Consider the following 16474-nt stretch of genomic DNA (forward strand, 5'->3'; position numbering starts at 1 on the left):
CGCCGCGGCGTTCACCGGCGCCGCCGCCCGCGCCGCCGAGCAGGCCGCCGCGCACGCGTCGGAGGCGGCCGCCGCCGCCCTTGCCGCCCGGGACGCGCAGACCCGCGCCGCCGGCCTCGACGTGCTGCTGCGCGAGGAGCAGTGGCAGGCCGCGTCGCGGCGGCACACCGAAGCGCTCGCCGCCGTCGACGACGCGGCGCGGACCGTCCTCGACCGGCGCCGCCGGCACCGCGCCTGGCAGCTGGTGCCCGCCCTCACCGACCGCGACCAGCTCACCTCCCGGCTCGCCGCGGCCCGCGGCCGGCAGCGCGAGGCGGAGGCCGGCGCCGCCCCGCTGCGGCACGCCAGGGCGGAGGCGGCCGCGGTGTACCTGTCGGTGCTGCGCGACGCGTGCGCCGAGCTGGACGACACGGTTGCGACGCTGACCGCGCAGGCCGCGGACGCCGCCGAGCAGCAGGCGAAGTCCCGGGCCCTCGCCGACGGGCTGCGCGCCGACCTCGGCGGCCTCGCCGGCCGGCACCGCTCCATCGAGCAGCACCTCGCCGCGTTCGACCACGACCTGCACGCCGCCGCCACCGCCGGCCACTTGACCACCGCCGACGCCCCGCTGGACGGCGTCACCGGTGAGCACCTCGCCGAGGCGCTCACCTCGGCCCGCCAGGCGGACGAGGACGCGGCCCGGCGGCTCGCGCAGGACCTGCCCGCCGAGGCCGGACGGCTCGACGCCGACCGTGCCGGGCACGAGCGGGATCGCGCCGCCGTGCACGCCGCCGTCACCGAGCTGACCCGCCAGATGGCTACGCTCGACGGCACCCGCACGCCACTGCTCGCCGAGATCGACGCCCTCGCCACCGACCCGCGGCTCACCGAACTCACCGAACGCGACACCGTCGACCCCGTCGGCGAGCACCGGCTCCTCGTCGACCAGCTGTCCGAGGCGATTGTCGGCGCCGACCGGCAGCGCATCCAGCTCGCCGTCGCCGACGCCGAGGACGACCGGGCCGTGCAGGCCCTCGCCTCACCGCGGGGGCTGCTGCCCGCGGCGCTGGACCTTGCCCGGGCCGCGGACGTCCTGGCCGCCGAACGGATCCCGGCCAGCACCGGCTGGCACCACCTCGCCGACCGCATCCCGCAGGACCGCTGGGCGACCGCCGTCGAGCGGGTCCCGCACCTCGTCGGCGGCCTGCTCGTCCACGACGAGGCGGACCTCGACCGGGCCCGCGACGCGCTGCATGCGGCGCGGCTGTTCCCGACCAGCGCCGTGCAGATCTCCACCACCGCCCGCCTCGACGAAGCCATCCGACCGGGCGCCGACACCACGACGCCGGACAAGGGGTTCGTGCTGGCGCCCGCGCCGGCCATGTTCGACCGCACCGCCGCGGCCCGGGAGGCGGACCGCCGCGCCGCCAGCCGCCGCGACCGCGGCGAACGCGTCCAGGAACTGCTCGATGCCCGCGACCACGACCTGCGGCTCAAGGACCAGCTGCGGCAGCTCGCCGACCGCTGCCCGCCCGGCCACCGCGAACACCTCGACGCCGAGCACCACCGCGTCGGTGAACTCCTCGCCACCGCCCGGGACCGCGCGGTGCGGCTGGACGCGGCCCGCGGGGAGCTCGACGAGCGCGCCGCCGCGCTCCGCGAGACGCAGCAGCGGCTGGCCGAACACCGCCGCATCCTCGCCACCCGCCTCGGCGTCCTGCAGGACCTGTCCCGCCGGGCGCCCGAGGCCGACCGGCAGCGCGACGAGCTGCGCCGGCTGCCCGCCCGCCGCGCCGACCTGGAACGCCAGCTGGAACAGGCGGAGGAGCAGGAGCGCGGGTACGCGGGCGTCGCGACCCGCTGCACCGCCGACGCCGAGCAGCACCGCGGGACCGCCCGCGGGCACCGCGCCCGGATCGACGAGCTGCGCCGCGTCGCCGACCCCCACGCCGTCGCGCCCGAACGGTCGCCGAGCCTGGCCGCGGCGATGAGCGCGTATCAGGCGGCCGACGAGGCGTACGTGCGCCGCTCCTCCGGCGACGCCCTCGAGGCGACCATCACCGAGATCGGGCGGCGCATCGACGGCCTCGACCGGCAGCTGCGGCAGTTCACCGCCGAGGAGCACGAGACCGCGGCACAGCTCGCCGCCACCCCCGAGGCCGCCGACGCCGCGCTGGTCGCCCGGGACACCGAGGAGGCGGAGCAGGCGCACTTCGCGGCGCGGGCGGCCGCCACGCGGGCCGAGGCCGAACGCGACGCCGCCCGGCGTGACCTCGCCGACCGGGCCGCCGACCGTCCCGCGCCCGAGGACCTCGCACTGGTCGTACACCCCGGACCTGACCTGCGCGAGCACCTCGACGTCGCGGTCGGCGCCGCCGGCATTGCCCGGGACCGGCAGGCGGCGGCCGAACAGGCGGGTGAGCTGCAACGCCGCCGCGCCGCGGACTTCCACGGGCTCGCCGGGGACCTGGAGGCCGACCTGGGGGAGCTGGGCGGGGTCGAGGCGGCGCCGTTCGACGGTGACGTGGACGCCGCCCGGGAAGCAGGCCGCGCGGCCCGGCGGGCGTTGCAGGCGGCCGAGAAGGCGGTCACCGCCGCCCGCAACCAGCTCGCCGCCGAGGTGCACCGCGTCGACCGCTGGGCCGGCGAGGAACGCTTCGCCGCCGTCACCGCCGAGGTGCGGGACCGCTTCCGCGGCGAGCACACCGCGGACCTGCCCGTGTCCCTCGCCGAGGAGCTGCGCACCTACCGGCACGCCCTCGCCGGTGAGCTGGAGGCCGTCGACAAGGACAAGCACCTCGTGGTGACCGCGCTGTGCGCCGAGGTCCGCGAAGGGCTCAAGACGTTGCAGCGGGCCCAGCACCACGCCCAGCTGCCGCCCGGGCTCGCCGACCACCTGCGCAACCGCCGGTTCCTCGACGTCGGTCCCCGCTCCACTGTGGACACCACCGACGCGACGCTGCGCAGCCGGGTCGAGCGCCTCGTGGAGCGGCTCGTCGCCCGGCAGGAGAACATCCCCGACGGGCTGACCCTGGTGTGGGAGGCTACCACCGCCGTCGTCGGGCGCGGCAACTTCACCGCCCGCGTGCTGAAACCGTCGACCGAGCTCGGCGAGGACCGGCAGCCGGTCGAGCTGATGAGCAAGTGGTCCGGCGGGGAGAAGGTCACGATCAGCCTGCTGCTGTTCTGCATGCTCGCCCGCCTGCGCGCCGCGAACCGCGGCGGTGACGTGCCGGGCCTCGGCGTTCTGCCGATGGACAACCCGCTCGGCACCGCCAACTACGTCGCGTTCCTGGACCTGCAGCGGCGGGTCGCTGCGGCCAACGGCATCCAGCTGGTCTTCCTGTCCGGCCTCGGCGACATGCGCGCGGTCGGCCGCTTCCCCAACGTGGTGCGGATGCGCAACACCCACCACCGCGGCCGCAACTACGCCCAGGTGCAGGAGCGCGAGCTCAACGACGACCAGGTCATCGAGGGCATCACCACCGCCCGCCTCACCTTCCCCCACCAGGAGACCCTGCTGTAGGCAGCCGTCAGCGGTCCTCGTCCAGGCGGCGGGCCGCGTCGTGCAGCTGCCGCTGGTCCCAGGTGATGGAGCCGTCGCCGAGCCCGGCGACGACGGTGTCGATCCAGCGGATCTCCGCCTCGGTGACGGCCCGCTGGTATTCGGTCTCCAGCATGGTGACCCGCGGCAGCTCGACGCCGCTGCCGCCGATCAGCGCCTGGCGGTCGGCGAGCCGCTGGAGCAGCCGGTCCCGCCGCGCGGCCAGCAGGTCCCGGATGGTGTCCGGGGAGAGCATCGGCAGGAACGACAGCGCCGCGGGGAACTCCGGGAACTCGTTGCGCGGCGTGGACAGGATCTCGGTGAGCCACTGGCGGGACGCGGCGCGGCCGGCGCCGGTCAGTCGGTAGGCGGTGCGCTCCGGGTACAGCTGGTCGCGCGTGGTCTCGTGGACCTCGATCAGCCCGTCGTCGGCCAGCCGGCTGATGGTCTTGTACAGCGTGGCGCGCTGCCCCACGTTGACCACCTGGTCCTTGCCCCACTGCTTGATCAGCTGCTGCATGCGATACGGGTGCAGCGGGCCGTCCTCGAGCAGGCCGAGGATCGTCAGGGCGAGCGGCGAGCGACGGGAACCAGTGGTCACCACACGAACGTACACTAGTGCAGAAGAATCTAGTTGCCGAGACACTAGTTGCAATGCAACTATCAGCGCATGACGACACGCAGCACCCCGCTCGCCGCCCCGCCGCGGCCGGCCGCCGCCCCACCCGGCGCCCACTTGTCCCACCTGTCCCGCGTGCTCGCCCTCGGCGCCGTCGCCGGCCCCGCGGTCTTCACGCTGGCATGGCTCGTCCTGGGCTTCGTGAGCTCGGGCTACACCGTGTCCGGCACCCACATCGCGCCCTACTCACACGTGAGCCAGCCGATCAGCGGACTGGGCATGGGCGGGACCGCCCCGTTCATGAACACCGGCTTCGTGCTCAGCGGCCTCCTGCTCCTCGCCGGGGTCATCGGCATCTTCCAGGGCATCACCGCGGCGGGGCGGCCCGTGGCGCGGTGGGTGAGCACCGTCCTGCTCGCGCTGTCACCCGCCGGCCTCGTGGTGGTCGGCCTGTTCGACCTCGAGTCACCGGCGCTGCACTTCACCGGCGCCGGGCTGATCTACCTGCTCCCGGTCATCAGCTTCCCCGTGGCCGGCCACTACCTGCGCCGCATCCCGCAGTGGCGGCGCTTCGGCACCGCGCTGTTCCTCGCCGGAGCGCTGACCCTCGCGCTCGCGGTCGTGTTCACGATGACCTTCGACGTGGACACCACCGCCGCCGGGCACGGCGTGGCCGGCCTCACCCAGCGGGTGCTCTTCACCGAGGTGCTCGCCTGGTTCGCCGCGATGGGCTGGCTGGCCCGCCGCGAGCCCGCCGCCCGCCGGGACGCGTGACGGCCATGGCACGGACCCGCACCGGCCTGGTCATCGGCGGCGGCATCGCCGGACCGATCGCCGCGATGGCACTGCGCAAGGCCGGCATCGAAGCCACCGTCTACGAGGCGTACGACGGCACCGCGGACGGCGCCGGCGGCGGCCTGACCGTCGCGTCCAACGGGCAGTTCGCCCTCGACGCGCTCGACGCCGGCGACGTCCTGCGCGGCATCGGCACCCCCGTCGCCGGGATCGAGCTGCGCACCTGGAACGGCCGCACGCTCGGCGAGTTCGGGACGCTGCCCGGGCTGCCGCCGGGCCAGTTCGTCTGGCGCGCCGACCTCTACCGGGCACTGCACGACGAGGCCGGGCGCCGCGGCGTCCGCATCGTGCCCGGCAAGCGGCTGGTCGACACCGTGGAGACCGAGGATGCGGTCACCGCCGTCTTCGCCGACGGCACCCGCGCCAGCGCCGACGTGCTGATCGGCGCCGACGGCATCCACTCGACGGTCCGCTCGCTGATCGACCCACAGGCGCCGGCGCCGAGGTACACCGGCCTGATCGGCTTCGGCGCCCGGCTGGCCGGCACCGGGCTCGCGCCGACCGGCGGCCGGATGCTGATGACCTTCGGCAAGCGCGCGTTCTTCGGCTACGTGGTCTTCGACGACGGCACGACGGCCTGGTTCGCCAACCTGCCCCGGCGGGAACCCATGAGCATGGCGCAGGCCCGCGCCGTGCCGGCCGGGGAGTGGCTGACGGTGCTGCGGGACGCGTTCACCGGCGACCGGTGCCCCGCCGTGGAACTGCTCGACCGCACCGACCCGGCCGACCTCATCGTCACCGGCCCGTCGGAGAACATGCCGGTCGTGCCGGTGTGGAGCCGCGGCCGCATGGTCCTCGTCGGCGACAGCGCCCACGCGGCGTCCTCCAGCTCCGGCCAGGGCGCCTCGATCGCCGCCGAGAGCGCCGTCCAGCTCGCCCGGTGCCTGCGGGACCTGCCGCACGTCGAGGCGTTCCAGACCTACGAGCGGCTCCGCCGCGCCCGGGTCGAGAAGATCATTGCGGAGGCCAACAAGACCAACGCCAGCAAGGCGCCCGGCACCGTCGGCCGGGTCGTCCGCGACGCCCTGCTGCCCGTGGTCTTCAAGCTCGCCAAGCCGGAGAAGACGGCCTGGCAGTTCGACCACCGGATCGACTGGGCGGCGGCGGTGGCCTGACGCCCACCGCCGTGACCCGGTCCAGCAGGGCATACTTGCGTCGATGCGTTGGTCGGCGGGGGCACAGACGGCGGGGTTCGGCGCGATCTCGGGCACGGCGACGTGGGTCGTGCTGGCGATGATGCTCGGCGACTGGAGCACCTACACCGGGCCGCCGGTGCTGCAGACCCTGCTGGTCTGGATCGTCGCGAACGTGGTCACCGTGTCGGTGTGGGCGATCCACGCTGGGGTGACCGGCAGCCCGCGCCTGTGGCCGCACACCCTCGTGCCCGTCTTCCTGCTGCCGGTGGTCTCGGTCGGCGTCCTCGGCGGGTCGCAGTGGCGCGACGCGGTCGAGACCACCGCCTGGTGGACCGCATTCGCCGTCGCCGCGCACCTGCTGATCGCCCTCGGCGCAGGACTGCGGTGGCGGGGGCGGGTCGCGCTCGCCGGGGTCCTCGTCCTGCTGTTCGCCGGGGTCGTCACGGTGCAGGTGACCGCCCAGGAGCGCTGGTTCACCAAGGCACTGCGGGAGCGGAGGCTGCGGCCGGTCGTGCCGGTCGCGGCCGGCTACCACGCCGACAGGGTCAACCTCGGCAGGTCGACCCTCGTCGTGCGGATGTCCGACGGGCACGGCAGTTCCTTCGTCGTCAGCATCAACCGGGCGACCGTGCCCTGCGACGGCAAGCCGCTGTGCACCGCGGACGTGATCGGCTACGGGTACACCGGCGCCGTCCCCGCCGGCACGACCCTCGCCCCGGTCCCCGCGAGCGTGCTGGCCGGGATCCGGCGCTTCACGGAGACCGCCGAGGCGGACTGAACCCGACTTTCGACGTTCCGTGCAGAAGTTATGGACACACGAGCGAAAGTCTTCTAGCGTGACGTACCACATCGAGGGTCGTCACCGCCAAACCTGACGACCGGCGATGACCCGTGTCGCCCTTCGGCGAGCGCGCGGGGAGGTCCTGACGGCCGCGCTGGGCGCTGCCGTCCGACACTCCTACCCCTGGAGCGCTCGATGCAGAGAACCATCCTGGGCGCGGCCGCCGCCGTCCTGGTCGCCGGCCTCCTGCCGGTCACCCAGGCCCACGCCGCCGTCCCGCCGCAGGAACCCGGTGTCACGCTGCGCGTCTTCGACCTGCAGACGCCGCTGAGCTCGATCTGCACCCTCAAGGCCGGGCAGACACCGAACGTCGACAAGCTCATGCCGACCGTCAACTGGAGCACCGCCACCGACTTCGGCCTGGAGGACCTGTTCCAGGCGCAGGTGATCGGCAACGTCAACATCGCCACCGCCGGGTCCTACATCTTCCGCCTCACCAGCGACGACGGCTCCCGCCTCGTCGTCGACGGCGCGACCGTCATCAACCACGACGGGCTGCACGGCGCGACCGCGATGGAGGGCACCGTCACCCTCACCGCCGGGTACCACGCCATCCGCATCGACTACTTCGAACGCACCGGCGGCCAGCAGCTGACGCTCGAATGGCGGCCGCCGGGCGCGAGCGCGTTCGCGGTGGTGCCGAACTCGGTGCTCAGCACGGATGCCGGGGTCGTGCGGGTCACCGCACCCGGGCGCAAGGAGTGCGAGGGCGCCGCCGACAGCCCCGGCGACGGCCTGCCGCTCAACGCCGTGCACCCCGGGTACACGCTGACCAACCTGCGCCCGGCCGGGTTCCAGCCGCAGGTGAGTGCCATGGACTGGTTCCCTGACGGGCGGCTGGCGATCACGACCTGGGGCGGCAGCAACACCACCGCCGGCGAGGTCTACATCCTCAGCGGCGTCACCGGAAGCACGCCGCAGGTCACCTACACCAGGGTCGCCACCGGTCTCCGTGAGCCGATGGGCATCAAGATCGTCGACGGCAAGCTGTACGTGTCGCAGAAGCACGAGCTCACCGAGCTCAACGACACCAACGGCGACGGGCAGATCGACCAGTACCGCACCGTCGCGACCTGGCCGTTCGACGGCAACTTCCACGAGTTCGCGTTCGGCCTGCTCTACCAGGACGGCTTCTTCTACCTGAACCTGTCCGTGTCCATCAACCAGGGCGGCGCGACCACCGAGCCGCAGGGCTCACCGAACCGCGGCACCAGCCTGAAGATCAACCGCAGCACCGGCGCGGTCCAGTACGTCGCCGGCGGCCTGCGCACCCCCGACGGCCTCGGCTGGGGCCCGGAGGGCGACATCTTCGTCACCGACAACCAGGGCGGCTGGCTGCCCGCGTCGAAGCTGGTCCGCATCAAGCAGGACCGGTTCTTCGGCCACTACACCAACCCGGACGGCCCCTTCGACAACCAGCCCGTCACGCAACCGGTGCTGTGGCTGCCGCAGAACGAGATCGCCAACTCCCCGAGCACGCCGCTGCTGCTGAACTCCGGCCCGTTCGCCGGGCAGCTGCTCTTCGGCGACGTCACCTACGGCGGCATCCAGCGCGCGTACCTGGAGAAGGTCAACGGCGAATACCAGGGCGCGGTCTTCCGCGTCACGCAGGGCCTGGAGATGGGCGTGCTGCGGCTCAGCCAGGGCCCCGACGGCGCGCTCTACGCCGGCGGGCTCGGCGCCGGCGGCAACTGGGGCCAGGACGGCAAGCTCACCTACGGCCTGCAGAAGCTCACCCCGAACGGTGCCACCGCATTCGAGATCAAGGCGATGCGGGCCGTCGCCGGCGGCTTCGAGGTCGAATACACGCAACCGGTGTCCACCACGACCGCGGCGCAGCTCGCCGCGCACTACACCGCCAAGCAGTGGCGATACGTGCCGACCCCCGCCTACGGCGGCCCGAAGGTCGACGAGGAGAGCCTGCCCGTCACGTCGGCGACGCTGTCCGCGGACCGGCTCAAGGTGACGCTGCAACTGGGCAACCTGAAGCCGGGCCGGGTCGTCTACCTGCGCTCCCCACGGCCGTTCACCTCCACCACGGGCGCGTCGCTGTGGAGCACCGAGGCCTGGTACACGCTGAACAGCCTCGTGGACGGCACCCTGCCGCAGCCGGGCCGTCTCGAAGCCGAGCACGCCGGGCTCAGCGGCACCGCCCACGTCGCGACCGACCACAGTGGATACACCGGCAGCGGGTTCGTCGCCGGCTACGGCAGCACCGGCGCGGCCACCACGTTCAGCGTCACCACACAGACCGCCGGGGCGTACGACATCGGCCTGCGCTACAGCAACGGCCCGAACCCGTCGGCCGGGACGAAGACCGTGAGCCTCTACGTCAACGGCGTCAAGGTCCGGCAGATGCCGCTCGCCAGCACCGGCGACTGGGAGACGTGGGCCGTGCAGTCCGACACGCTCACCCTGCGGGCCGGCGGCAACACCATCGCCTACCGCGTCGACACCGGCGACATCGGGCACGTGAACCTCGACAGCATCACCGTCGGCCCGCCACCGGCCGACCGCACCGGCACGCTCACCGGCGCCGGCGGGCGATGCGTCGACGTCAGCAACGCCGGCACCGCCAACGGCACGAAGATCCAGCTGTACGGCTGCAACGGCACCACCGCACAGAGCTGGACCCGCACCGGTGACACGCTGCGCGCCCTCGGCAAGTGCCTCGACGTGGCCGGGGGCGCCACCGCCGCCGGCACCCCCGTGCAGCTGTGGAACTGCAACGGCAGCGGCGCGCAGGTGTGGCAGCCGCAGGCCAACGGCACGCTGCGCAACCCACAGTCCGGCAGAGTCCTCGAGGCAGCCGGCGGCAGCACCGCCAACGGCACGCAACTGCAGATCGGCGACGCCACCGGCGCCGCGCACCAGGTGTGGACGCACAACGGCACCAGCCGCGTGCAGCTGTTCGACGGCGGCAACCTCAACGCCTTCCAACAGGCCGACGGCACCGCGGCGACCTGGCCGGTGTCCGGCGGCTCCGCGGAGGTGCTCGGCGGCGACCTGCGCACCAAGCAGACGTTCGGCGACTTCCGGCTGCACGTGGAGTTCTGGCTGCCGAACCTGCCGCCCGAGGTCACCGGCCAGGCCCGCGGCAACAGCGGCATCTACCTGCAGGACCGCTACGAACTGCAGGTGCTCGACACGTTCGGCAAGGCCACCCTGGCCACCAACGAATGCGGCGCCATCTACCTGAAACGCGCTCCCGACAGCAACGCCGGCACCGCCCCGGAAACGTGGCAGACCTACGACGTCACGTTCCGCGCCGCCCGCTACACCGGCACGACGAAGACGTCGAACGCCCGCGTCACCGTGGTGTGGAACGGCATCACCGTCCACAACGACATCGAGATCGACGGCCCGACCGGCAACGGCGCCGCCGAGTCCGCCGCGGCCCTGCCGATCCGCCTGCAGGACCACGGCGACGCCGGCGCCAACGTCCGCTACCGCAACATCTGGATCGAACCCGCCTGACGCTTGGAACCTGACGCTTGGAACCTGATTGGGGCCTGGTGCAGATACACCACTGACACCAGGCCCCACTAGGCCCCATCAGGCGGGAGCATCACCGACGTGGACGTCGACACGCAACCGAGCGACGCGGACCTCATCGAGCGGTCCCGGCACGACGCCGGGGCGTTCGGCCCGCTCTACGACCGCTACGCCGTCCAGCTGTTCCGGTACGCCCAGCGCCGCCTCGGCGTGGACACCGCCCGCGACGTGGTCGCCGACACGTTCCTCGCCGCGTTCGCCGCCCGCGGCCGCTACGACCTGACCCGCCCCGACGCCCGGCCGTGGCTCTTCGGCATCCTCACCCGCGAGATCGCCGGGCACCACCGGCGCGAGTCGGCGCGGCTGCGCGCCCTCGCCCGGTGCGCGCCCGAGCCACCGGTCGACGGCCCCGCCGACCGCGTCACCGCCGACGTCACCGCGCAAGCCTCCCGGCAGCCGCTCCTGGCCGCGCTCGCCGGGCTGAACCGGGGCGAGCGGGACGTGCTGCTGCTGTACGCCTGGGGCGAGCTGTCCTACGACGAGATCGCCGCCGCGCTCGGCATCGCCGGCGGCACGGTCCGGTCACGGCTGAACCGTGCCCGGACCAAGGTCCGCGCCGCACTCGGGTCCGACCCGACCGAATCCACTGTGGAGTGACTGTGCCCGACGACCTGCAGACCCTGCGCGCGCTCGGCGCCTCCCTGGACGTGCCACCGGACGACCACGTCTCCGACGTCCGCGCCCGCGTGCTCACCACCGTCACACCGACCACCACCCCTGGGCTGGTCCCCGCCACCGCCGACGGCCTCCGTGGCCCGAGCCGGTGGCGCGGCGGCCGGCCCGCCCGGGTCCACCGGCTGCCGCACCGCCTCGCGGTGGCCGGTGGGCTCGCGGCCGCCGTCGCCGCGGCCGTCACCGTCGCCACGCTCGCCGTGCCGTCCGGCGGCACCGCACCCGACGGCCGCGGACCCATCGCGGCATCCGGCACCGGCGCGCCCACCGGCGGCGAGTCCGGCGCCGGGGTGCTTCGCCTGGCCGCTCGGGCGGTGACCGCCGCGCCGGGCCTGGATCCTCGGCCCGACCAGTTCGTCTACACCGAGTCGGTCACGGTGCAACGCATCGACGCCGGCCCGGTCGCCTCCGGCGCGCCCGACCCCGGCGAGGTCGTTGTCACCCCGCCGCTCGGGCCGCCCAGGACGCTCCGGCAGCAGGAGTGGCGCTCCGCCGACGGCACCCGCGAAGGCCTGGTCCGTACCGCCGGCGCCCCCGACGTCCAGCTGCCCGGCTGCGTCGCCGGCGTGGAGACGATCGGCGGCCAGCCGTGCCGCCCGGACCCGGGCCACATCCGGGACCTGCCCGCCGACCCCGCGGGCATCCTCGCCCTGCTGCGCGCGCGGTACACCGACGTCGGCGAATTCCCCGCCGCGGGGGAGCTGCTGGCGCACGGCTACCTGCCGCCCGCGACCCGGGCCGCGCTGTTCGAGGCGCTCGCCACCCTCGACGGTGTCGAGGTCCTCGACGACCTCACCGACGCCGCCGGGCGGCACGGGGTCGCGGTCACCAGGACCAGCGGCGGCTTCCGGGGCGCGCTCATCTTCGACCCGTCCGGCTATGCACTGCTCGGATTCCGCAGCGACGTCGTCGCCGGCAACGCGTGGAACTGGCCGGCGGGCGTCACCTGGTACACCACCGCCCTGCTGCGCACCGCGGTCGTCGACCGCCCCGGCGAACTGCCTTAACGCAGCGGCCCGGCGGAGAGCCGGCCCGCGACAGCGGGAATCACGATGGCGGCGGCGACCAGATGGGCGCTCATCAGCAGCACCTTCGTCCCCGGTGCGGCAGTGGAGATCACGTCCGGCAGCAGCGACAGGACGGTGAGCACCACGGTGGTGCGGACGAAGATCCGGCGGGGTCGCTGCGTGAACCGGGCCAGCACCACGGCGAGCACGACGCCGACCAGCGAAAATATGGCGGTCAGGACGCCAACCCCGCTGACCGGGATGGTGGCGCCGTTCACGGTGAGGCCGACCCCGGCCGCGCGCCCGGCGGCCGCGACGGCCATGGTGGCGGCGCTCGCGACGACCGCGGCAGCCACGCCGACCCCGATCAGCACACCGATACGCGAGTTGCCCATCATCGCCCCGTCCCTATAGTGATTGCGTTTTGCAACCACTATAGGGACGGCAAAACACCTGTCAATGGGGCGTCATGCGCACCAGGTCAGCCGGACGAGTCCTCGGACGATGACGCAGTGCCGGGCGTCAGATCCGGCCATGACGGCGGGGGCGGGCCGAACGCGAGCCGGCCCGCCCGCGCGGCCAAAGTGGCGAGAGCAGTGTTGGCGCCACCACCGATCACAGCGCCGATACCGAACGGTGCCACCCGACCGAGCATGATGATTCCCTGCCTGCTCCCGTACTTCGCGACGAAGTTCTCGCTCAGGACGCTGTTGATCTGGCGCAGCGTCTCGACCGGCACCTTGGCGACCATCTGACGTCCCCAGTGCTGCCCCGTTCGCTCGGCGAGCTTGCCGATGGTGGCGTTTCTGGTCCCGCCGAGCATGATGCCCATCACGAGTGTCCGGCGGCGCTCGATCTCGTCGATGGGGGCTCCGTGGATCTCGGCGACCGAGAGCGCGTAGAGGGCGCTCAGCTCAAGCGCTGAGGGCGCCTCGCCCGCCGACAGTGCCAGTGCGACTCCCGTGCCAACGCCGGGCGCGGCCGCAGTTGCTTGAGCTACAGCACGTGACCCGGTCAAGGCGCTGATGTACATCAGCTCCAGCCTGCGGATCACCTGTTCGGGTGTCGCCTCAAGGTTCCGCTGGCGGGCCCGGGCGATGTTCTTGCGCACCAGGTGGCTCTGGACGCCGATCGCCTTGTCCAGCAGGTCGAGGACGCGCTGCTCACGACCGACTATTGCCGGATGCGAGTCGTCGTAGGCGTCTGTCGTCATGCCTGGAGCTCCTCAGGTCGTCACGTCCGCGGAGTCTCCCACTCGACCAACCGACGGACCATGCGCCAGATGGTCGAACGCCGTCCTAGAAGGTGTACGGAGTCTCGTACTCAGGCCTGATGACCTGCGAGCGTGGGGATGCCTTGCGGACCGCGGCGATCAGGGCATCCAGGCGCGCCGCGTCGGCGGGGGCGACCTGCGGCGGGTTGCGCAGCTCGGTCTCGAAGTTGTCCCAGTGCACCGGCACGACCACCTTCGGCCGGCCGAGCGCCTCGAGGAGCCGGGGCACGTAGTCGCCGGTGGCGGTGCTGGACGGCAGCGCGACCATCGCCACGTCCGGGTTCAGGCCGCTGAGGTTGCGTTCGACGAAGTCGCTGCCGCCCATGAAGAACACGGACGGCCCGCCGGCGATCCTGACCTGGTAGGCGAGGGTGTCGCCCTCGGGCAGGTCGGCGATCGTCTGCGGCGGGGCCGGCTGGCTGACCCGCACACCGGGAAACGCCATCGAGTAGGCGGCGTTGCGGCTGTGCAGCGACGCGACGACCTCGACGGTGTAGTCGCCGAAGTCGAGGACCTCGCCGCCCTTGACCGGGCACAGCTTGCCGCTCGGCACGCCGCCGGCCAGGCCCAGGTGATATGCGGTGAGAGTGCCGACGACGCGGGCGCCGGTGGTCGTGGCGATGTGCGGGACGTCGGCGAAGTGGTCCCAGTGCGTGTGCGTGACGAGGACCGTCTCCGGGCTGCCGATCCTGGTCGCGATGGTGTCGGCCTTGACGGTCAGCGCCGTCGAAGGGTTGAACGCACCGGTGAACAGCCCGGTGTCGAAGCGGCTCAGGTACGGGTCGACGAGCAGGGTCCGCCTGCCGACGTCGATGCGCCACCCCGCGGTCCCGAACCAGCGGAACGTGCCACGGCCGGCCGGCGCCGCAAAAGCCGGAGCAGCGGGAGCGGCAGCGGCGGGGATGGCGACGGCGGCGGGGACCACAGCGGCGGCGACAGCGGTACGGATGAAATCACGACGATCTGGCATGCGGCTACCCAAGCAGGGCATCCCGCGACCTGTCCAAGATCAGAGGGCTGCTGAGGGCATATCCGATCGGCTATCAGCGCAGGTCACGCAGGCTCTCGACGGCGAGCGCGGCGGCCCGGCCCAGGGTCGCGTCCAACCGCGAGCGGGACACTTCGGCGCGCACGAAGACCGCGACGGCGAACCGGCTGCCGTCGGGAAACTCCATGACCCCGGCCTCCATCGCGTGCCCGGGCAGCGTGCCCGTCTTACCGGCCACCCGCACGCCGTCCGGGAACGCGGCGGCGAGCCGGGTCGAGAACAGCTGCCGGAACATCAGCCCGCGCACCGCCGCGCACGCGTCCGCCGGGCCGGCCTCGTCGCGCCAGATGAGGCCGAGCAGCCGCGTCATCTCCTCCGGCGTGCTCGACGTCGTCCGCGCCGGGTCGAAGACCCGCAACGCTCGCACCCGCTCCGGCGGCAGCGCAGGGAAGATCCGGCCGAACTCGGCCGCGTCGCGGGCGCCGACGTCGTCGAACATCGACTCGAGGAGCTGCCGCGGCCCACCCGCGATCCGGGTCCGGTGCAGGCCGAGCTCGGCGGCCAGCAGCGGCACCACGTCCGGGCCGACCCGGCCGAGCAGCACGTCGGCGGCCGTGTTGTCGCTGACGGACATGGTGAAGTACGCCAGGTCGCGCAGCGACAGCTCGACGTCGTCGACACACCCTGCCGTGCCCCAGCCGCCGAGCCGGTCGCCGGTGCGCACCAGGACCCGCTCCGCCGGGTCGAGCGCGCCCGCCGACACCTGCCGGGCGAACTCGAGGACGATGAGGATCTTCACGACGGAGGCGAGCACGACCTGCTCACCGTCCCGGAACCCGACCTCGCGCCCGGTGTCGACGTCGCGGGCGTGCAGCCAGCCCTCCACCCCGGCCGCGGCGAACAGCTCCTTGATCGACATAGGGTCAAGCTTATGGCGGACCTCGCACGGCACCTGCGGTACTTCCTGGTCGTCGCCGAGGAGCTGCATTTCAGCCGGGCCGCGGAGCAGCTCGGCATCGCGCAGCCGCCGCTGAGCCAGGCGATGCGGCGCCTCGAACGGGACCTCGGCGTGACCCTGTTCGACCGGCTGCCGCGCGGCACCGAGCTGACCGTCGCCGGGCACGCGCTGCGCGACGAGGCGGAGCGGTTCCTGGCCGCGGAGCAGCGACTGCGGGCGCTCATGCACAGCATCCGCGACGGCGACCTCGGCACGCTGCGCGCCGGGGTACCGCCGGAGACGCCGGCACCGGCCCTGGGTGAGCTGCTGCGTCGTCTCGCGGAGCACGCGCCGGGGCTCGACGTCGACCTGCAGGAGCTGTCCACGGCGGAGCAACTGGAGCAGCTCGCCGGCGCGCGCCTCGACGTCGGCCTGGTCCACCATCCGGTGGACGCCGCGGATCTGGTCTGCGGCCCGGTGACCCGGGTCCGGCTCGGCGTGGTGCTGCCGCGGACGTCGCCGCTGGCCCGGCTCACGGAGCTCTCGTTCAGCCAGCTCGCCGGGCAGGGGCTGATCCTGTTTCCCCGGTCGACGGCACCGGCCTGGCACGACACCGTGCTCGCCACCTGCCGGGAGCACGGTTTCACGCCGAGCCGGATCCGCCACGCCCGCAATCCGGAGTTCCTGTGCGGCCTGGTCCTGGCCGGCCTCGGCATCGGTTTGGAGCGGGAGGCGTTGGTACGCCGTGAGCCGCGGGTCGCCTGGCGGCCGCTCACCGGTGACCCGCTGTGGCAGGAGACGTCAGCGGTGTGGCCGGCCCGCAACCCGCACCCGGCCGCGGCCCGCTTCGCGGCGGTCGCCGGCGAGGTCCTCTCCGCCGCCCCGGCGAGCCCGGCCCGCATCGTCGGCGCTCCCGGCCCATGGTCGGTCGTCTACAACGAACCGGAGGCGGGGGCCCGGGGGGCCGGGGGCCCCCCCCCGCGGCGGGCGCCGGGGTCCAAGCGGGGGGGGGGGGCGGCCGCCCGGGGGGGGGGCCGTGGGGGGGGGGGGGGGGGCCCACCCCCCCGG

At 73.6% G+C, this 16474-nt stretch carries 13 protein-coding genes; 8 read left to right on the plus strand and 5 right to left on the minus strand.

Features of this window, described 5'->3' with window-relative positions; genetic code table 11:
* Nucleotides 1–3505, plus strand: a 3505-nt coding sequence (locus AB0K00_RS56610; RefSeq protein WP_363539811.1) for a hypothetical protein, incomplete at its 5' end; no start/stop codon positions are given.
* Nucleotides 3506–3512: 7 nt separating this feature from the next.
* Here AB0K00_RS56610 and AB0K00_RS56615 read toward each other — a convergent pair.
* The gene (locus AB0K00_RS56615) at nucleotides 3513–4124 is read right to left on the minus strand and encodes a PadR family transcriptional regulator (protein ID WP_363539813.1); all 612 of its coding nucleotides are present in this window, start codon (nucleotides 4122–4124) and stop codon (nucleotides 3513–3515) included.
* A gap of 69 nt (nucleotides 4125–4193) precedes the next feature.
* On the opposite strand from AB0K00_RS56615, the gene AB0K00_RS56620 reads away from it, so the two are divergent.
* The 6 genes from AB0K00_RS56620 (at nucleotide 4194) to AB0K00_RS56645 (ending at nucleotide 12208) form a co-directional block, all read left to right on the plus strand.
* Nucleotides 4194–4916, plus strand: coding sequence for a DUF998 domain-containing protein (locus AB0K00_RS56620; RefSeq protein ID WP_363539815.1), 723 nt, complete (start codon nucleotides 4194–4196; stop codon nucleotides 4914–4916).
* 5 nt (nucleotides 4917–4921) lie between these two features.
* A complete protein-coding gene (locus tag AB0K00_RS56625; protein ID WP_363539817.1) occupies nucleotides 4922–6112 on the plus strand; it encodes an FAD-dependent monooxygenase in 1191 nt (396 codons plus the stop codon).
* A 43-nt stretch (nucleotides 6113–6155) separates the two neighbouring features.
* Entirely contained in the window at nucleotides 6156–6911 is a 756-nt protein-coding gene (locus AB0K00_RS56630; protein ID WP_363539819.1) for a hypothetical protein, read from the plus strand.
* 198 nt (nucleotides 6912–7109) lie between these two features.
* Nucleotides 7110–10451, plus strand: coding sequence for a family 16 glycoside hydrolase (locus AB0K00_RS56635; RefSeq protein WP_363539821.1), 3342 nt, complete (start codon nucleotides 7110–7112; stop codon nucleotides 10449–10451).
* A gap of 99 nt (nucleotides 10452–10550) precedes the next feature.
* A complete protein-coding gene (locus tag AB0K00_RS56640; protein ID WP_363539823.1) occupies nucleotides 10551–11126 on the plus strand; it encodes an RNA polymerase sigma factor in 576 nt (191 codons plus the stop codon).
* Nucleotides 11127–11128: 2 nt separating this feature from the next.
* A complete protein-coding gene (locus AB0K00_RS56645) occupies nucleotides 11129–12208 on the plus strand; it encodes a CU044_5270 family protein (RefSeq protein ID WP_363539825.1) in 1080 nt (359 codons plus the stop codon).
* Here the strand turns inward: AB0K00_RS56645 and AB0K00_RS56650 are convergent.
* From AB0K00_RS56650 to AB0K00_RS56665, 4 genes are all read right to left on the minus strand, one after another.
* Nucleotides 12205–12606 carry a DUF6069 family protein gene (locus AB0K00_RS56650; RefSeq protein WP_363539827.1) on the minus strand — a complete coding sequence of 134 codons (402 nt, stop codon included), beginning with the start codon at nucleotides 12604–12606 and terminating at the stop codon, nucleotides 12205–12207. The two genes, AB0K00_RS56645 and AB0K00_RS56650, sit on opposite strands and share 4 nt — an antisense overlap.
* Nucleotides 12607–12689: 83 nt before the next feature.
* Nucleotides 12690–13421 carry a hypothetical protein gene (locus AB0K00_RS56655; protein ID WP_363539829.1) on the minus strand — a complete coding sequence of 244 codons (732 nt, stop codon included), beginning with the start codon at nucleotides 13419–13421 and terminating at the stop codon, nucleotides 12690–12692.
* 85 nt (nucleotides 13422–13506) lie between these two features.
* Nucleotides 13507–14451 (minus strand): MBL fold metallo-hydrolase, encoded by a 945-nt coding sequence (locus tag AB0K00_RS56660; protein WP_363539831.1) that lies wholly within the window; start codon nucleotides 14449–14451, stop codon nucleotides 13507–13509.
* 73 nt (nucleotides 14452–14524) lie between these two features.
* The gene (locus tag AB0K00_RS56665) at nucleotides 14525–15388 is read right to left on the minus strand and encodes a serine hydrolase (RefSeq protein ID WP_363539833.1); all 864 of its coding nucleotides are present in this window, start codon (nucleotides 15386–15388) and stop codon (nucleotides 14525–14527) included.
* Nucleotides 15389–15400: 12 nt separating this feature from the next.
* Between AB0K00_RS56665 and AB0K00_RS56670 the strand changes: the two genes are divergently transcribed.
* The coding region (locus tag AB0K00_RS56670) for a LysR family transcriptional regulator (protein WP_363539835.1) at nucleotides 15401–16474 on the plus strand (1074 nt) is incomplete at its 3' end.

Origin of the sequence: Dactylosporangium sp. NPDC049525 (assembly GCF_040676755.1) — a bacterium.
Classification (GTDB): domain Bacteria; phylum Actinomycetota; class Actinomycetes; order Mycobacteriales; family Micromonosporaceae; genus Dactylosporangium.